Below are 17,050 nucleotides of genomic sequence, written 5' to 3' on the forward strand. Positions count from 1 at the left end.
CTCTGGGTATCAGCACCAGTAAATATTAAAGCCTCCCAATCGGGAGGCTTTTTTGTATTCGTCTTTCTTAGTTTACCGAAATCTGTCTGGCATCGAGATAGAAGCGGGCCTGCCCCGAGGCTTCTATCTGGATAGCTGCGACCAGTCGTTCGTTGCGCTTGTATTCCCACTGCTTGTCGATCGAGGTCAACGGCGGCTTGTTGATACCCAGCGTCTGCAGATATTCGTGAAACAGACCAGCGCTGCCGATCTCGGTCAATCCTGCTTTCATCCCAATTAACTCCCTTTATTGTTGCTGTTTATCAATAGTATCAGTCTCATATGTATTCAATATGAACGCTTTTCTATTAAATTGATCCAAGCTAAGTTGTGGATTGGAAAAGGTAATCGGTGTCAGAAAAAGGAAGAAAAACATGCTGATAAAGAATGTGCGTCTCGCTGACAGAGAGGGGTTGTGGCAGATCCTGTGCCAAGATGGCCTGATCCGGACCATAGCCCCCATGAGCCAGCCTCTCCTGTCTACCCGGGAGCTGGATGGGGAGGAGGGTCTGGTCATGGCCCCCTTTATCGAGCCTCATATTCACCTCGATACTACCCAGACAGCCGGGGAGCCGAGCTGGAATCTTTCCGGTACCCTGTTCGAGGGGATCGAGCGCTGGGCCGAGCGCAAGGCGCTGCTGACTCATGAAGATGTGAAACAGCGGGCCATCAAGACCCTGAAGTGGCAGATGGCCAACGGCATCCAGTTTGTCCGCACCCACGTCGATGTCTCCGATCCGAATCTGGTCGCCCTGAAAGCCATGCTGGAGGTGAAGGAAGAGATGAAGGAGTGGGTCGAGCTGCAGATCGTCGCCTTCCCGCAGGAGGGGATCCTCTCCTACCCCAATGGCAAGGCGTTGCTGGAAGAGGCGCTCAGGCTGGGAGCCGACGTGATCGGCGCCATACCCCATTTCGAGTTTACCCGGGAATACGGGGTCGAAAGTCTGCATTACATCTTCGATCTTGCCGAGAAGTATCAGGTTCTGGTCGATGTTCATTGTGACGAGATCGATGACGAGCAGTCCCGCTTTATCGAGACACTGGCGACCCTGGCCTACGAGCGCGGCATGGGCCATAGGGTGACCGCCAGCCACACCACCGCCATGCACTCTTACAACGGAGCCTATGCTTCCCGCTTGTTCCGGCTGCTCAAGATGGCGGACCTCAACTTCGTGGCCAATCCGCTGGTGAACATCCACCTGCAGGGACGCTTCGATACCTATCCCAAGCGTCGTGGCATTACCCGGGTGAAGGAGATGCTGGAGGCCAACATCAATGTCTGCTTCGGTCACGATGACGTGTTCGATCCCTGGTACCCCATGGGCACCGCCAACATGTTGCAGGTGCTGCACATGGGGCTGCATGTCTGCCAGATCATGGGCTACGAGCAGATCAACGACGGTTTGAAGCTCATCAGCAGCCACAGCGCCCGCACCCTGAACGTGCAGGATCGCTATGGCATCGAGGTGGGCAAACCGGCCAACTTGCTGATCCTGCTTGCCGACAGCGGCTTCGATGCGGTGCGCCGTCAGGTGCCGGTGCGCTATTCAATCCGTCACGGCAAGGTGATTGCCCAGACCCGCCCGGCACAGACCGAAATCGTGCTGGGTCAGCCCGAGCCGATCGATTTTCGCCGCTGAGTTTTCAATCAGCCTGGATGACGATTAGTTCCGCCTCTGGGCACAAGGGCCGCCATTGCGACATAATGGCGGCCTGACCCTGAGGGAGTGACACCATGCAAACCTGGTTCTATGTTGCTGCAGGGGGCGCCATCGGCGCCTGCCTTCGTTTTGGGATTGCCGAACTGATGGCCTTGCTGCTGGGGCGCCATTTTCCTTACGGGACTCTGGTGGTCAACGTGGTGGGCTCTTTCATCATGGGGGTGGCCTATGCCCTCATTCTGCACGGGCATGTGGCCGAGCATCCGCTCAAGCCGCTGCTGATGGTGGGGATCCTCGGGGCGCTCACCACCTTCTCCTCCTTCGCGCTGGATACTGTGGTGCTGGCCCAGCAGGGCGCCTACCTGAAGGCGGTGCTCAATATAGGCCTCAACCTTTTCCTCTGTCTGGCCATGGTATTGCTGGGCATGCAGTTGGTTGCCAGCCGGGTTTAAGGTGTCCGCACGCCATTGGCTCTGGTAAACTGGCGACCATTCTTTGCTCTATGGGTGTTTAAGGGATGTCAGAACAGACTACGACAACGCATTTTGGCTTTAAAACCGTGGCCGCGACCGAGAAGGAAACTCTGGTGGCCGGCGTCTTTCATTCGGTGGCAGCCAAGTATGATCTGATGAACGATCTGATGTCGTTCGGCATCCACCGCCTGTGGAAGCGCTTCACCATCGACTGCTCAGGTGTGCGCAAGGGTCAGAAGGTGCTGGATCTGGCCGGTGGTACCGGTGATCTGACCGCAAAGTTCTCCCGCATCGTCGGCGAGACCGGTCAGGTGGTGCTGGCGGATATCAATGACTCCATGCTCAAGGTGGGCCGCGACAAGCTGCGCAACCTGGGGGTGGCGAACAATGTCTCCTACGTGCAGGCCAACGCCGAGGCGCTGCCCTTCCCGGACAATCACTTCGACGTCATCACCATCGGCTTCGGCCTGCGCAACGTCACCGACAAGGACAAGGCGCTGGCCTCCATGTTTCGGGTGCTCAAGCCGGGCGGCCGTCTGCTGGTGCTGGAGTTCTCCAAGCCCGCCAGCGAGGTGATCGCCAAGCTCTATGACCTCTACTCCTTCAAACTGCTGCCGAAAATGGGCGAAATCGTCGCGAACGACGGTGAAAGCTACAAGTATCTGGCGGAATCCATCCGCATGCACCCGGATCAGCAGACCCTGAAGGGGATGATGGAGAATGTCGGTTTTGAGCAGGTCGAGTTCTACAACCTGACCCAGGGTGTGGTTGCCCTGCACCGTGGTTACAAGTTTTAAGGTCGCCTATGCCGATGGATGCCATGGTCACCGCCGTGATCGAAACCAGCCTCAACCAGTTGCTGACGCTCGACAAGCAGAGTCCCGAGCGGTTGCGCAAGCTGACGGGCAAGGTGCTCAAGCTGGAGCTGCGTGAGCTTAAGCCACTCTGGTTTGTGTTCTCCGAGCGCCGGCTGGATGTGCTGGCCAAGTTTGAAGGGGAGGCCGATGCTGTGCTCAGCCTGTCGCTGACGGCGCTGGGCCTGCTGAAAGACCCGTCCGCCCTGACTCGCTACATCCGTGAGGATAAGCTGGATCTGAGCGGCGATCCCCAGCTGGTGCAGGCCTTCAGCGTCTTGCTTGGTGAGCTGGATATCGACTGGGAAGAGGAGCTGTCGCACTATACCGGCGATGTGCTGGCCCACACCCTGTTTAGTGGTGCCCGTCAGGCGCGCCGCGTGCTGGGGCGCGAGCTGTGCCGCTCCCGCAGCCAGCTGGCGGAATACCTGACCGAAGAGATCCGCCTCGCACCGGGTCCGCTGGAAGTGGCGAGCTTCAACGACGATGTCGAGCTGCTGGCGCAACGGATGAAAGCGGTCGAGCTGCGACTGGCACGCTTCGAACAGCAGGTAGCCTGATGACCCCGAAGGAGTTCAAGCGCCTCTATCGCATCATCACCATATTGCTGGAGCAGGGTATCGACGAACTGGTGCCTGCCCGCTATCAACCCTGGCCGGGTCGTCTGGCCCGCCGCAGCCTGTTCTGGCTCAAGAACAAGCAACAAGGGCTGAGCCGCGGCGCCCGCATTCGCCTCGCCTTCGAGGCGCTCGGTCCCATCTTCATCAAGTTCGGCCAGATGCTGTCGACCCGGCGCGACCTGCTGCCGCCGGATATCGCCGAAGAGCTGGCCATGTTGCAGGACAGGGTGCCGCCTTTCTGCGGTCAGGCTGCGCGCCTCAAGATCGAGGAGAGCCTGGGTTGCCCCGTCGAGACGCTGTTCGACGATTTCGATGAGACGCCGCTGGCATCGGCCTCCATCGCGCAGGTCCATACCGGTCGGTTGAAGGAGAATGGCCGCGAGATCGTCATCAAGGTGATCCGCCCAGACATAGAGCCGGTCATAGAGGCCGATCTGCGCCTGATGCAAACGCTGGCCCGGCTGGTCGCCCGCTTCGTGCCACAGAGTGCGCGCCTGCGCCCCATCGAGGTGGTGGAAGAGTATCGCAAGACCATACTCGACGAGCTGAACCTGATGCGCGAAGCCGCCAACGCCATCCAGCTGCGCCGCAACTTCACCGGCTCAGATGCCCTCTACGTACCCGAGGTGTTTACCGAACACTGCCGTGAGCATGTGCTGGTGATGGAGCGCATCTACGGTATACCGGTTTCCGACATTCCGGCATTGGAAGCCAACGGCACCAACATGAAGCTGTTGGCCGAGCGGGGTGTGGAAGTCTTCTTCACCCAGGTGTTTCGCGACAGCTTCTTCCACGCCGACATGCATCCCGGCAACATCTTCGTTTCCTATGAACATCCCGATAATCCGCTCTGGATTGGTATCGACTGCGGCATAGTCGGCACCCTGAACCGGGAAGACAAGCGCTACCTGGCCGAGAACTTCCTCGCCTTCTTCAACCGCGACTATCGCCGGGTGGCGGAGCTGCACGTGGAGTCCGGCTGGGTACCGCCAGACACCAAGGTGGACGAGTTCGAGTTCGCCATCCGTACCGTGCTGGAGCCCATCTTCGAGAAGCCGCTGTCCGAGATCTCGTTCGGCCATGTGCTGCTCAACCTGTTCAATACCGCTCGTCGCTTCAACATGGCGGTGCAGCCGCAGCTGGTGCTGTTGCAGAAGACATTGCTTTATGTGGAAGGGCTGGGTCGTCAACTCTATCCCCAGCTGGACCTGTGGCAGACCGCCAAGCCTTATCTGGAAAACTGGATGCACGAGCAGGTCGGGCCCAAAGCGGTGTGGAATGCCATCAAGGAGAAGGCGCCATTCTGGGCGGAGAAACTGCCTGAATTGCCTGAGCTGGTCTATGAGACCCTGCGCCAGACCCGTCACCAGCAGCGCCACTTCGATCAGATGTTTGCCGATTTCCGCCGCCACAGCCGTCGGCAGGGACAGGCTCGCTACCTCTTAGGGGTTGGAGCCAGCCTGCTATTGGCGGGTGTATTCTTGCTGACCCAAAAACAATACATTGAGTGGGGACAAATCAGCCTGGCCGGCACCGGGTTATGCTGGCTGCTGGGCTGGTTCAAGGCCCGCTCCCGCCAATAACGCACTCGTGCAGTTTGGCCTCAGTTTTGAAGAAATTACGGGCTGGTATCAGCATCGTGATCGTTAATAACACACTCGCATACCTTAGCGTCAATGTTGGACTTGGAGAAATATCATGGGTGGTATCAGTATTTGGCAGTTGTTGATCATCGCAGTCATAGTCGTGCTGCTGTTCGGGACCAAGAAGCTGCGCGGGATCGGTGGCGATCTGGGCGCGGCCGTCAAAGGCTTCAAGAAGGCGCTGTCTGATGAGCCGACCGATACCAAACCCGAGCAGAAAGATGCCGAGTTTCCTCCAAAGCAGCTGAACGAAGCGGCCAATAGTGCCGAGACCGCCAAGCAGAAAGATAAAGATCAGGCCTAAGCCATGTTCGATATCGGTTTCTGGGAGCTGGTTGTCATCGGTGTCGTCGCCCTGGTGGTGCTCGGTCCCGAGCGGCTGCCCGTGGCGATCCGTACCGCCAGCCACTGGATCAGGCTGATCCGCAGCACTGCCAACTCGGTCAAGTCCGAGCTGGAGCAGGAGCTCAAGTTGCAGGATCTGCACAACGACCTGAAGAAGGCCGAACAGTTGCAGATGAACAACCTGAGCCCCGAGTTGCAGGAGTCTATCGAGCAGCTGAAAGCGGCCGCACAATCGGTGACCCGCCCTTACGAACAGCAAAACACCATCCGCCCCGCCCCGGCCGCTGCCGAGGTGCAGGAAGATACATCCGATCAGCCAGCCGTGACGGCGGCTCATGACGAGGAAACCGCCATGATCCCTGCCCAGGGTGCAGACCTGCGTGTCGAGCAAGGGGAGGTGAAGCCATGAGTCAGGCCGAACAACCCCTGATCACCCATCTGGTAGAGCTGAGAACCCGCTTGCTGCGGTCCATCTCGGCCGTCCTGCTGGTGTTCATCGCGCTGATCTATTTTTCCAACAACATCTACGACTTCGTGGCCCAGCCGCTGCTCAGTCAGTTGCCGGCAGGCACCAGCATGATAGCGACGGATGTGGCGACCCCCTTCCTGACGCCGATCAAGCTGACGCTGGTGGTCTCCTTCTTCGTGGCGATCCCCTATCTGCTTTATCAGGCCTGGGCCTTCATCGCCCCAGGTCTGTACAAGCATGAGCGGCGTCTCATCATGCCGCTGGTCGTCTCCACTGCCGTGTTGTTCTACAGCGGCATGGCGTTTGCCTACTACGTGGTGTTCCCGCTGGTGTTCGGTTTCTTCACCAGTACAGCTCCCGCCGGGGTAACGGTGGCGACCGACATCGCCAGCTATCTGGACTTCGTGCTCACCCTGTTCTTCGCGTTCGGGGTAGCGTTCGAGATCCCGGTGGCCACCATACTGCTCTGCTGGACCGGGGTGACCACCCCCAAGAGCCTGCGGGAAAAGCGCCCTTACGTCATCGTCGGGGTGTTCGTGGTCGGCATGTTGCTGACTCCGCCCGATGTCTTCTCCCAGACCCTGCTCGCAATTCCCATGTGGGCCTTGTGGGAGATAGGTCTGTTCTTCGCCCGTTTCTACGTGAAGGAAGAGGAGCAACAGGAACAAACGGAAGAGGGGAGCTGAGGCTCCCTTCCTCTTTTCATGCCCTCGTTCGAGGCGTATGGTGATGCCCTATTGAGTAGATGGTTTTCAAATGCCTGATATGTATTCCTTTTGTTCGGAACGTCTCATCCCATGATCGACATTGGTCTCAACCTCACCAGCAGCCAGTTTGCCGGTGAACAGTCAGCACTGGTGGCCCGCGCCCGCGCCGCCGGGGTCGAGGCTCTGATCCTGACCGGTACCGATCTGCTCGGTAGCCGCGAAAGCGCTGACCTGGCTGCGCTGTGGCCGGGTTACTGCTTCTCCACCGCGGGTGTGCATCCCCACGATGCCAAGAGCGTCAATGAACAGACCCTGCCCGCCCTGCTCGAGCTGGCGGCCCTGCCACAGGTAGTCGCCATCGGTGAGTGCGGTCTCGACTACAACCGGGATTTCTCCCCCCGTCCGGTGCAGGATGCGGTATTCGATGCCCAGCTGGCGCTGGCGGCCGAACTGGCGATGCCGGTGTTTCTGCATTGCCGCGATGCCCATGCCCGTTTCATCGAGATCCTGCGCCCCTGGCTGCCCAGATTGCCGGGTGCCGTGTTGCATTGCTTCACCGGTTCCGACGAGGAGTTGGACGAGTGTCTGGCGCTCGGGCTGCATATAGGGGTGACGGGCTGGCTCTGTGACGAGCGCCGTGGTCAGCTGCTGCGGGAACAGGTGGCACGCATTCCGGCCGGTCGGCTGATGATCGAAACCGATGCCCCCTATCTGGTACCGCGGGATTTGAAACCCAGACCAAAACGCAACGAACCCGCTTTTTTGCCGCACATCGCCCAGGTGGTGGCGGCCTGTCGTGGTGAAGCGCCCGAGGCCTTGCTGGCCCACACCCGGGCCACCTCCGCCGCGTTCTTCCAACTTCCTCTTTTGGAGTGATTCATGGCTACAACTCTTCCGGGCGCCTTTCCGGGTCGCCGCCTGCGCCGGGTGCGCAAACATGATTTCAGCCGTCGTCTGGTGCGCGAGAACGTACTGACCGCCAACGATCTCATCTATCCCGTGTTCGTGCTGGAAGGGGAGAATCGCCGCGAAGCCGTCCCCTCCATGCCGGGGGTGGAGCGTCTCTCCATCGATCTGCTGCTGGCGGAAGCCGAAGAGCTGGTCGCTCTCGGCGTGCCCGCCATCGCTCTGTTCCCGGTGACCCCGCTTCAGAGCAAGAGCCTGATGGCGGAAGAGGCCTACAACCCGGACGGACTGGCCCAGCGCACCGTGCGTGCCCTCAAGGCCCGCTTCCCGGAGCTGGGGGTCATCACCGACGTGGCGCTCGACCCCTTCACCACCCACGGGCAGGACGGCATCATCGATGATGAAGGCTATGTGCTGAACGACATCACCACCGAGATCCTGATCAAGCAGGCGCTCTCCCACGCCGAGGCCGGGGTCGATATAGTCGCGCCGTCCGACATGATGGACGGCCGCATCGGCGCCATCCGCACCGCGCTGGAAGAGAACGGCTTCATCAACACCCAGATCATGGCCTACTCCGCCAAGTACGCCTCCTGCTACTACGGCCCGTTCCGCGATGCGGTCGGCTCTGCCGGCAACCTCGGCAAGAGCAACAAGGCCACCTATCAGATGGATCCGGCCAACAGCAATGAGGCGTTGCACGAAGTGGCGCTGGACATCGCCGAAGGGGCCGACAGCGTGATGGTCAAGCCGGGCATGCCCTATCTGGACGTGATCCGTCAGGTGAAGGATCAGTTCGGGGTGCCGACCTTCGCCTATCAGGTGAGCGGCGAGTACGCCATGCACATGGCGGCGATCCAGAACGGCTGGCTGAAGGAGAAGGAGTGCATCATGGAGTCCCTGCTCTGCTTCAAGCGGGCCGGTGCCGACGGCATCCTCACCTACTTCGCCAAGCGCGTGGCGCAGTGGCTGAAGGAAGATGCCCGTTAAGCAGACGTGACCGAGCGTGTAACGGATAGAAAAGAGGGGAGCCGATGGCTCCCCTCTTTGTTATGACCGCCTGATTACAGCTTGGTCCAGGCGTCGCTCCAGGCGCTGCCGGTACCCGGTGAATAGTGGCTGGTAGAGCCGCCACACCAGCCGCTGTACGGCCAGGGTTTGCACTCGTAGTTGCCACCGGCGTTGCTGACCCGATCACCGGCCTGATAGCCGGTGTTGGGGGCGTAGGCCGGGTAGTCACCTTCGCCACCCCCGCTGCTCTCTTCAGCCAGGGTGACCGGGAGGCGCTGCACCACCTGCTGCTGGCCGTCCGCCAGACCGGTGATGACCACTTCGTAGCTGCCATCGCTGACGTTGCTGCCCGGCAGCACCAGGGTGCTGGTGCCGTTCACCTTGCTGCTGGTGGTGCCATGGCTGCGACCGTTCTGCTCCAGAGTCGCGGTGATCTGCACCGGGTTGGCTGTGGTCACGTTGAAGCTGATGCTGACCTGACCATTGACTATGGTGTACTCGCTTGCCATGGCACTGACGGTAAAGTCACTGCTGCCGATCACCGGCGGCTTGTTGCCACCATCGCAATCGCTATCGCCCTGGACTTTCCATACGCCCCAGTCACCTGTGGTGCCCGGCTCTTCGTTCTGGGTCCACCAGCCCGCCAGCCAGTTCTTGCCGTTGTGGCTGACGATGTCGCCGCCGACGTAGACCTTCTTGGCATCCCAGCCATTTTCACAGATGGCGCCCTGCTCCTTGACGGTCACGTTGCGCTGCTGGGTTACCAGCTGGCCTGCGCTGTCGGTCACCTGATAGGTGAGGGCGTAGCGGCCGACCTTGCTGCTGTCGACACTGCCGCTGACCTTGATCTGGGCTGTCAGGTCGCCATCTTCTTCGTCATGGGCACTGACACCGGTCATCGGATCGAAAGGGGTGCCCAGCTCCAGCGTGGTGTCGGTGACGCCGCTGAATACCGGCTTCATGCTGTAGACCTCGACGCTGCGTACCTGTTCGGTGACGTTGTTGTCGCGATCGCTCACCTTGTAGGTGAGGGGATAGAGACCGATGCGCTGGCTGTCTACTGAGCCTTCAACCTGGATCTGGGCAGTCAGGTCGCCATCTTCCTTGTCGTTGGCGGCGACACCGGCCATGGGATCAAAGGCGGAGCCCTGCTTGATGCGGGTATCGCTCACGCCACTGAACACCGGCTTGCCGTTGTCGACCGGAGGGGTGATCTCCTGCTCGTGGATGAAGGGGCCGTAACTCTTGATGAAGGATTCGTTGTAGGACTGACCGGCGGCATTGCGGCCCATGTCCCAGTTGATGGACCAGGTCATCACGCCGCGCAGGGGCTGGCCCTGGTTCTTCAGCTTGTTGAAGGCATCGAACAGATCCTGCGGATTCTTGACGTAACCGGTGGCGGCCGCGTTTATGTTGGTCGGGATGCCGAACACCAGCTTGTCGTGGGGGATCTTGTAGTAGCCGCGGGTGCCGTTGATCAGCGAGTCCGCCATGTAGTAGATGAACTCTTCTTTCAGCGCATCGTTGTTCTGGGCAATCCAGCCAATGTTGTCGATCCAGATGCCATCGCCACCCTGATTGTAGAACTGGGGGTTGATCCAGTCGTAGTAGCCTTCCAGCGCCCGCAGATAGGGAGTGTAGAGGCCGTTGGCAGTCAGGTAGGGGAACTCGGGCGCCATGGTGATGAGGAAGTTTTTCCCCTGGGCGCGGTAGTGATCCTTGACCAGACGCAGGGCGGCCGGGATCACGGTCTGGTTGTTGGCGGCGGTCACGGCGGTTTGCTCCAGATCGATATCCAGACCGTCAAAACCATAGATTTCCACCAGACGGATGATCTCGTCGGCAAAGGCCTGCTCCTGGCCGGTGCGCAGCTCGATGTGCGCATCGGCACCGCCCAGTGCCAGCAGCACGGCACGGCCCTGACGGTTCAGCTCGGCGATCTGTTCGATGAACTGGCTTTCGCTCATGCCGGTAGCCGGGTCGAGCTTGAAGGTCGGGATGGTATCGCCGCCATAAACCTTCATGAAGGAGACATCGACCACGTTGTATTGAGGGTTGATTTGGTCGAGCTTGACACAGGGGGCGACACCGCCCTTGTAACCGGCTCCATTACACCAGTTGTGCCAGTAGCCGACCACGACACCCGACTGTGGATTGACCATGGCCGAGTTGGCTGTCGAGCTATGGCCGGGTAGGGCGTAAAGTGCCAGCATCATGCTGCTGCCAAGCAGACTGAGTCTTGAGATGCTCATACTGGGATAGACCTTCTTCGATTAATTGTGAGAGGAGGGCGCCATTGGTTGCGATGGCGATGCGTGGAAACACACGCACTATATTTTTGTGTTCATGTACAGAGGCTTAAGCGGTGATTAAATAGTGGGTTTGATTCAATCGAAGCAGAGGGGATGGACTGGCTGGATTGCCAGCTTTTGCGGTTATGGAACGTCGATATCGCTTGTTGGAGCCTGATCCGCTACTGAGTGGCGCACCACTTTGAAAGTGGGGGGCTCGGTCAATCTCCTGTGTGATGCCGGCCTTGTGGCCGATGTTGTTGTTTCGGGAGACCAGTTTGCCGGTTTAATGAGCATGTTTTCGCGAAAAGTGGGCAACTGGCCCGCCTCTCGGCGGCAAAGGCTTGATTAATGAGGTTTCTGCCTACATCTTAGATGGTCCAAGCAGGCTTCTGGACGGCAGGGGCTGTAGAGAATTTAGAGGTACCGCAGGATGAACAACCCTTTGCTGACAATGGACTCGCTGCCCCCTTTCAGCCAGATCCAGCCCGACCAGGTGCAAGCTGCAGTGACGCAGGCGATCGCCGATTGCAAACAGAAGATCGGCGATGTGCTGGCCCAGCGTGACCCCCATACCTGGGACAGTCTGATCGCGCCGCTGGAAGAGGTGAATGACCGCCTGGCGCGAGTCTGGTCACCGGTCAGCCATCTCAACTCCGTGCTCAACAGCGAAGCGCTGCGCGCGGCCCATGACGCCTGCCTGCCGCTGTTGTCCGAGTTCCAGACCTATGTCGGTCAGCATGAAGGGCTCTATCAGGCTTATCGCGAGCTGGCCGAGAGCGACGACTTCCCGCTGCTGAGTGGCGCCCAGCGCAAGGAGATCCAGAATACCCTGCGCGATTTTCGCCTGTCCGGTATCGGTCTGCCCGCCGAGGTGCAGCAGCGCTACGGCGAGATCCAGGCACGTCTCTCCGAGCTGGCCTCCCGCTTCAGCAACAACGTCCTGGATGCGACCCAGGGCTGGACCAGACTGGTGACCGACGAGGCCGACCTGACCGGCTTGCCGCAGAGTGCGCTGGCCGCCGCCCGCCAGCTGGCGGAGCAGAAGGGTCAGCAGGGCTGGCTGTTCACTCTGGATATTCCCTCCTACCTGCCGGTGATGATGTATGCCGACAACCGCGCGCTGCGCGCCGAACTGTATGAAGCCTTCACCACCCGCGCCTCGGATCAGGGCCCCAACGCCGGCAAGTGGGACAACTCCGCCATCATGACCGAGCTGCTCTCCCTGCGCCGCGAACTGGCCCAGTTGCTGGGTTTTGGCAACTATGCCGAGTTGTCGCTCGCCACCAAGATGGCGGACAAGACGGAGCAGGTAGTGGGCTTCCTCTCGGATCTCGCGGCCAAATCCCTGCCACAGGGCAAGGCCGAGCTGGAGGAGATCCGCACTTTCGCCGCCGAGCAGCATGGCCAGAGCGAACTGGCGGCCTGGGATCTGCCCTATTACGCCGAGAAGCTCAAGCAGCACAAGTTCTCCATCTCCGACGAGCAGCTACGCCCCTACTTCCCCGCCAACAAGGTGGTGAAGGGCCTGTTCGAGGTGGTGAGACGGGTGTTCGGTATCAAGGTGCGCGAGCGCCTCGGCATCGACACCTGGCACCCTGATGTGCGTTTCTACGACATCTTCGATGCCGAGGATGAGCTGCGCGGCAGCTTCTACCTCGACCTCTATGCCCGCGAGCACAAGCAGGGCGGGGCCTGGATGGACGTCTGCCTGGGTCGTCGCTACCGTCAGGATGGGTCGCTGCAAAAGCCGGTGGCCTACCTGACCTGCAACTTCAATGGCCCTGTGGATGGCAAACCGGCTCTGTTCACCCACAACGAGGTGGTGACCCTATTCCACGAGTTTGGCCACGGCATTCACCACATGCTGACCCAGATCGACGTGGCCGGTGTCGCCGGCATCAACGGTGTGGCCTGGGATGCGGTGGAGCTGCCGAGCCAGTTCCTCGAAAACTGGTGCTGGGAGTCCGAGGCGCTGGCCTTTATCTCCGGTCATCATGAGACCGGCGAGCCCTTGCCTGCCGATCTGCTGGAGAAGATGCTGACCGCCCGCAATTTCCAGGCTGCGATGCAGATGCTGCGTCAGCTGGAGTTCGCCCTGTTCGATTTCCGCCTGCACCAGGAATTTGACCCGGCCAACCCGGATCAGATCCCGGCCCTGCTGGCCGAGGTGCGCAGCCAGGTGGCCGTGATGACGCCGCCTGCGTTCAACCGTTTCCAGCACAGCTTCTCTCACATCTTTGCCGGCGGTTATGCGGCGGGCTACTACAGCTACAAGTGGGCCGAGGTGTTGTCGGCGGATGCCTATTCCCGTTTCGAGGAGGAGGGGATCTTCAATCCCGCCACCGGCCAATCCTTCCTGAAGAATATTCTGGAGAAGGGGGGCTCCAAGGAGCCCATGGAGTTGTTCCGTGCCTTCCGTGGCCGCGAGCCCAGGGTCGATGCACTGCTACGCCACAGCGGGATTGCCGCCTGAGGCCCGGCGGCCTTCGCCGTCGTGAGTTTCAAGCAGGTACACTTTTGCGGCATAGTGGGATCCTTGCGTGATTTTTGAGATAAAAAGGGACCTTTTGGTCCCTTTTCTCAAGGCTTTTTAATATCTTGCGGAGTGCATGTTTGCACTGTCCCCGCCTCTTCAGTAGAGTCGGGTTCTACCTTCCAAGGAGAGAAAGAACCTTGCCATGAGGCGAGCACTCGAGTCTGTCTATCAAATCATCTCAAGTCTGTCTCATTCGAGTGGTCAGGGATATTTCGATACCTTTGTGAGTGAAATCGCAGCAGCGGTCAGGGCAGACTTCGTCCTGATTTCAGGTAGGGATCAAGCGGGGCTGTTTTTCAAGGTGCACGCCGCCCATCCCGCATCTCTCGACACCACCCATTTCAGTTTTCCGGTCAGCGCCACCCCGGGGGAAGTCACCCTGCAAGAGGGTGAGGCCTGGTTCAGCGATCGCGTCCAGCAGCTGTTCCCCCATGCCGCCGTGTTGCAGGCCTGGCATATTCAGGCCTATGCCGGTGTGGCCCTCAAGAATGCCCAGGGCGAGACCATAGGCATCTGCAGCGTGCTGTTCAAGCAGCCGCTCGCCAACATGGACAAGGTGATGGGCTTGCTGCGGCTGCTGGCCCCACTGGCGGGCCGCGAGCTGGCACTGATGTGCCAGCAGTTGCCGGTGCAGAGCCAGCCTGAGTATCACCACTTCCTGCACACCATGATGTCCCACGCCCCCGTGGGGATCGGCAAGCTGGATCTGGATGGCAGGATCCTCTGGACCAACCCGGCCATCGAGAAGATGCTGGGTTACAGCCAGAAAGAGCTGCAGCACCGCACCGCCGCCGAACTCAACCATCCGGAAGACTGGTTGCGCAGCATCTCCTGTTACGCGGAGCTCAAGCGCGGCGAGCGTACCGCCTTCACCCAGGAGAAGCGCTACCTGCACCGTGATGGTCAGGTGTTGTGGGGGCGGGCCACAGTCACCCTGGTGCGGGACGAGCAGTTGCAGCCTGAATATTTGATGGTGGTGCTGGAAAATATCGACCCACTCAAGCGTCATGCCGAGCAGCTCAAGCTTTCCCACCGCGTCTATGACAACCTCTCCGAAGCCATTCTGGTGTGCGATGCCGACAGCCGCATCATCTCGGTCAACCCGGCGTTCGAGCAGATCACCGGCTACAGCGAGACCGAGGTATGCGGTCAGCGCCCCAGCATGCTCAAGTCCGGGCTGCACGATCAGGCCTTCTACGCCGACATGTATCACGCGCTGGAGCGGGTAGGGGTCTGGCGTGGGGAGGTGTGGAACAAGCGCAAGAACGGCAAGCTCTACCCCCAGCAGCTGATGATCAGCACCCTGCGGGAAGGGGGCAAGATCAGCCAGTACATCGCCATCTTCAGTGATCTCTCCCAGACCAAGCTGGCGGAGCAGAAGATTGCTGCCCAGGCCAACTACGACAATCTCACCGGCCTGCCCAATCGCTGGCTGTTTGGCCGCTGCCTCAGCCGTTTCTGCGAGCGGGGCGAGCGCTTCGCGCTCATGGTACTGGATCTCAACAACTTCAAGGCGGTCAACAACAGCATGGATCACCACGCCGGTGACGCCCTGCTGCGGGAGGTGTCGGATCGGCTGGTGAGCCGGGTGCGTACTGAGGATCTGGTGGCCCGCATCGGCGGCGACGAGTTCGCCTTCCTGGTGCCCGGCATCGTCAACCGCCGGCAGGCCGAGGTGTTCGCCAAGCAGGTGATCGGCGGCTTCGCCCGTCCCTTCATGCTGGCCAACCAGCACCTCTATGTGACGGCCACCATAGGCATCACCCTCTGCCCCGGGGATGGCGTCGAGAGCGACGAGCTGCTGCGCAACGCCGAACAGGCGCTGTTTGCCGCCAAGCGGCAGGGACGCCTGCTCGGCAGTTACTGCGCCTTCATGCGCGAAGAGGTGCGCCAGCGTCACCAGATGCTGCAGGATCTGGCGGAGGCGATCAAGCTGGAGCAGCTGACCATGGCCTATCAGCCGATCTGGGACAACCGCAGCGGCCGGGTGGCCAAGCTGGAGGCGCTGGTGCGCTGGTATCACCCGCACTGGGGCCAGGTCTCGCCGGCGGACTTCATTCCGCTGGCGGAAGAGGCGGGGCTCATCCAGGGGTTGGGGGCGCTGGTGCTGTGGCAGTCGTGTCGGGATCTGGCGCGCTTGCAGCAATCCGGCTTCCCGGATCTGCAGATGTCCATCAACCGCTCCACCCTGGAGTTCCAGACCATAGATCCGGAGGCGAGCGAGTGGCTCAAGGTGATCCACCACTTCGGGCTCGACCCCTGCGACATCGTCATCGAGATCACCGAATCCCTGCTGATGGAGACCAGCGATCAGCACAGGGTGCGGATCGATGCCCTGCGCGAGGCGGGCTGCAAGCTGGCCATCGACGACTTCGGCACCGGTTATTCGGCCCTCAACTATCTGCGCAACTTCCCGGTGGATCTGGTCAAGATAGACCGCGCCTTCGTGCGCCACATCCCGTTCAACGAACAGGACAGGCTGCTGCTCGACGGCATCATCAACATAGTGCACAACCTCGGCATGCAGGTGGTGATCGAGGGGGTGGAGACTCGCGAGCAGCTCAACTTCCTCTGCCAGAAGGGGTGTGCCTTCACCCAGGGCTTCCTGCTCAGCCGCCCGCTGGCGTATGACGACCTGATCGAATACCTGCAACTCAACGACAAGAGCATGTTTCTGCAGATCAGCTAGCGGGCGGTCACTCCGCCGGTTTCAGCTTGTCCTGCCTGCCTTTCAGCGTCCGATAGTCTTCGCCGAGATAACGCAGGTAGATACGATCCAGCACACCCTCCTCCAGCATCTGCTGCAGTGCCTTGTCGTATGCTGGCAGCAGCGCGGCCCTTTGCTCGCCAAAGCAGAGGTAGAGCGGGGTCGAGTCGATGAAGGGGGAGAGCGCGCGGATTGGCACGTCTTGCTCCTTCGACAAGATGGGGGCCGAGAAGTAATCCAGAATGATCATGTCGACCCGGCTCTTTTCGAGCAGCAACAGCAGCTGCTTGTCCGAGTGCGCCTTGATCGACACCCAGCCGTCATAGTGCTTGATCTTCTCCGTGTAGTCATAGCCCCTCACCATGCCGACCTTCATCCCCCTGGCCATCTCCCATGAGAAGTTGTGCAGGGGGCTGTCGGTGCGCACATAGGCGGCCAGGGGATAAAAAGCGGTCGCGAGATCGGGGTGATGACAACCGGGCAGCGGGGCATTGTCGAGAATGCCATCGGCGAGCCGGGTGCTGACATACTGCTCGCAGCGCCCCCATGGCAGCTCGATCAGGCTGAGCTTCATCCCCAGACGCCGGGCAACCTCCTGATGGATCTCGATGGAAATCCCCTCGGTCAGGCGTCCCTGCTCCGCATAGGAAAAGGGGGGCCAGTCCACCCCGCATACCTTCAGGTCTGTGCCGCTCTGGGCGGCGAGTAACAAGGCGATGAGCAGGTGCATGGGGTTTCCTCCCTACAGCGATGGAAAGGGGCTGTGGTACACTCCCTTCACTGAA

Annotated in this window: 15 protein-coding genes; 12 read left to right on the forward strand and 3 right to left on the reverse strand. The window is 60.3% G+C overall.

What is annotated here, in order from left to right; all coding sequences use genetic code 11:
- Positions 1-67 precede the first annotated feature (67 nt).
- A complete protein-coding gene (locus BN1128_RS07450; RefSeq protein ID WP_042867351.1) occupies positions 68-271 on the reverse strand; it encodes a hypothetical protein in 204 nt (67 codons plus the stop codon).
- A 142-nt stretch (positions 272-413) separates the two neighbouring features.
- On the opposite strand from BN1128_RS07450, the gene BN1128_RS07455 reads away from it, so the two are divergent.
- The 10 genes from BN1128_RS07455 to hemB all read left to right on the forward strand — a co-directional run bounded on the left by BN1128_RS07455 (position 414) and on the right by hemB (position 8,707).
- Complete coding sequence (locus BN1128_RS07455; RefSeq protein ID WP_042867352.1) at positions 414-1,679, forward strand: cytosine deaminase; 1,266 nt, start codon at positions 414-416, stop codon at positions 1,677-1,679.
- Between the two features lie 95 nt (positions 1,680-1,774).
- On the forward strand, positions 1,775-2,152 hold the full coding sequence (gene crcB, locus BN1128_RS07460) for a fluoride efflux transporter CrcB (protein ID WP_042867353.1): 378 nt from the start codon (positions 1,775-1,777) through the stop codon (positions 2,150-2,152).
- Positions 2,153-2,217: 65 nt separating this feature from the next.
- On the forward strand, positions 2,218-2,970 hold the full coding sequence (ubiE, locus tag BN1128_RS07465; RefSeq protein WP_042867354.1) for a bifunctional demethylmenaquinone methyltransferase/2-methoxy-6-polyprenyl-1,4-benzoquinol methylase UbiE: 753 nt from the start codon (positions 2,218-2,220) through the stop codon (positions 2,968-2,970).
- Positions 2,971-2,978: 8 nt separating this feature from the next.
- The gene (locus BN1128_RS07470; RefSeq protein WP_042867355.1) at positions 2,979-3,587 is read left to right on the forward strand and encodes a ubiquinone biosynthesis accessory factor UbiJ; all 609 of its coding nucleotides are present in this window, start codon (positions 2,979-2,981) and stop codon (positions 3,585-3,587) included.
- On the forward strand, positions 3,587-5,230 hold the full coding sequence (ubiB, locus tag BN1128_RS07475; protein WP_042867356.1) for a ubiquinone biosynthesis regulatory protein kinase UbiB: 1,644 nt from the start codon (positions 3,587-3,589) through the stop codon (positions 5,228-5,230). The genes BN1128_RS07470 and ubiB overlap by 1 nt, the downstream gene beginning before the upstream one ends.
- A 115-nt stretch (positions 5,231-5,345) precedes the next feature.
- Positions 5,346-5,594 carry a Sec-independent protein translocase subunit TatA gene (gene tatA / locus BN1128_RS07480; RefSeq protein ID WP_042867357.1) on the forward strand — a complete coding sequence of 83 codons (249 nt, stop codon included), beginning with the start codon at positions 5,346-5,348 and terminating at the stop codon, positions 5,592-5,594.
- Between the two features lie 3 nt (positions 5,595-5,597).
- Positions 5,598-6,044: a Sec-independent protein translocase protein TatB gene (gene tatB / locus BN1128_RS07485; protein WP_042867358.1), complete on the forward strand. Its 447-nt coding sequence runs from the start codon at positions 5,598-5,600 to the stop codon at positions 6,042-6,044.
- On the forward strand, positions 6,041-6,790 hold the full coding sequence (gene tatC, locus BN1128_RS07490; RefSeq protein WP_042867359.1) for a twin-arginine translocase subunit TatC: 750 nt from the start codon (positions 6,041-6,043) through the stop codon (positions 6,788-6,790). Before tatB ends, tatC begins: the two co-directional genes overlap by 4 nt.
- Positions 6,791-6,901: 111 nt before the next feature.
- Positions 6,902-7,687, forward strand: coding sequence for a TatD family hydrolase (locus tag BN1128_RS07495; protein WP_042867360.1), 786 nt, complete (start codon positions 6,902-6,904; stop codon positions 7,685-7,687).
- Between the two features lie 3 nt (positions 7,688-7,690).
- Complete coding sequence (gene hemB / locus BN1128_RS07500; RefSeq protein ID WP_042867361.1) at positions 7,691-8,707, forward strand: porphobilinogen synthase; 1,017 nt, start codon at positions 7,691-7,693, stop codon at positions 8,705-8,707.
- Between the two features lie 74 nt (positions 8,708-8,781).
- On the opposite strand, the gene BN1128_RS26430 is transcribed toward hemB, so the two are convergent.
- A complete protein-coding gene (locus BN1128_RS26430; RefSeq protein ID WP_042867363.1) occupies positions 8,782-10,980 on the reverse strand; it encodes an immunoglobulin-like domain-containing protein in 2,199 nt (732 codons plus the stop codon).
- A 472-nt stretch (positions 10,981-11,452) separates the two neighbouring features.
- Between BN1128_RS26430 and prlC the strand changes: the two genes are divergently transcribed.
- Positions 11,453-13,495, forward strand: coding sequence for an oligopeptidase A (gene prlC / locus BN1128_RS07510; protein WP_042867364.1), 2,043 nt, complete (start codon positions 11,453-11,455; stop codon positions 13,493-13,495).
- A gap of 205 nt (positions 13,496-13,700) precedes the next feature.
- On the forward strand, positions 13,701-16,247 hold the full coding sequence (locus tag BN1128_RS07515; protein ID WP_042867366.1) for a sensor domain-containing phosphodiesterase: 2,547 nt from the start codon (positions 13,701-13,703) through the stop codon (positions 16,245-16,247).
- A gap of 7 nt (positions 16,248-16,254) precedes the next feature.
- Here the strand turns inward: BN1128_RS07515 and BN1128_RS07520 are convergent, their stop codons facing one another.
- Positions 16,255-16,995: a substrate-binding periplasmic protein gene (locus tag BN1128_RS07520; protein WP_042867367.1), complete on the reverse strand. Its 741-nt coding sequence runs from the start codon at positions 16,993-16,995 to the stop codon at positions 16,255-16,257.
- Positions 16,996-17,050: the final 55 nt, after the last annotated feature.

The organism is Aeromonas piscicola (genome assembly GCF_000820005.1).
GTDB classification, from domain to species: domain Bacteria; phylum Pseudomonadota; class Gammaproteobacteria; order Enterobacterales; family Aeromonadaceae; genus Aeromonas; species Aeromonas piscicola.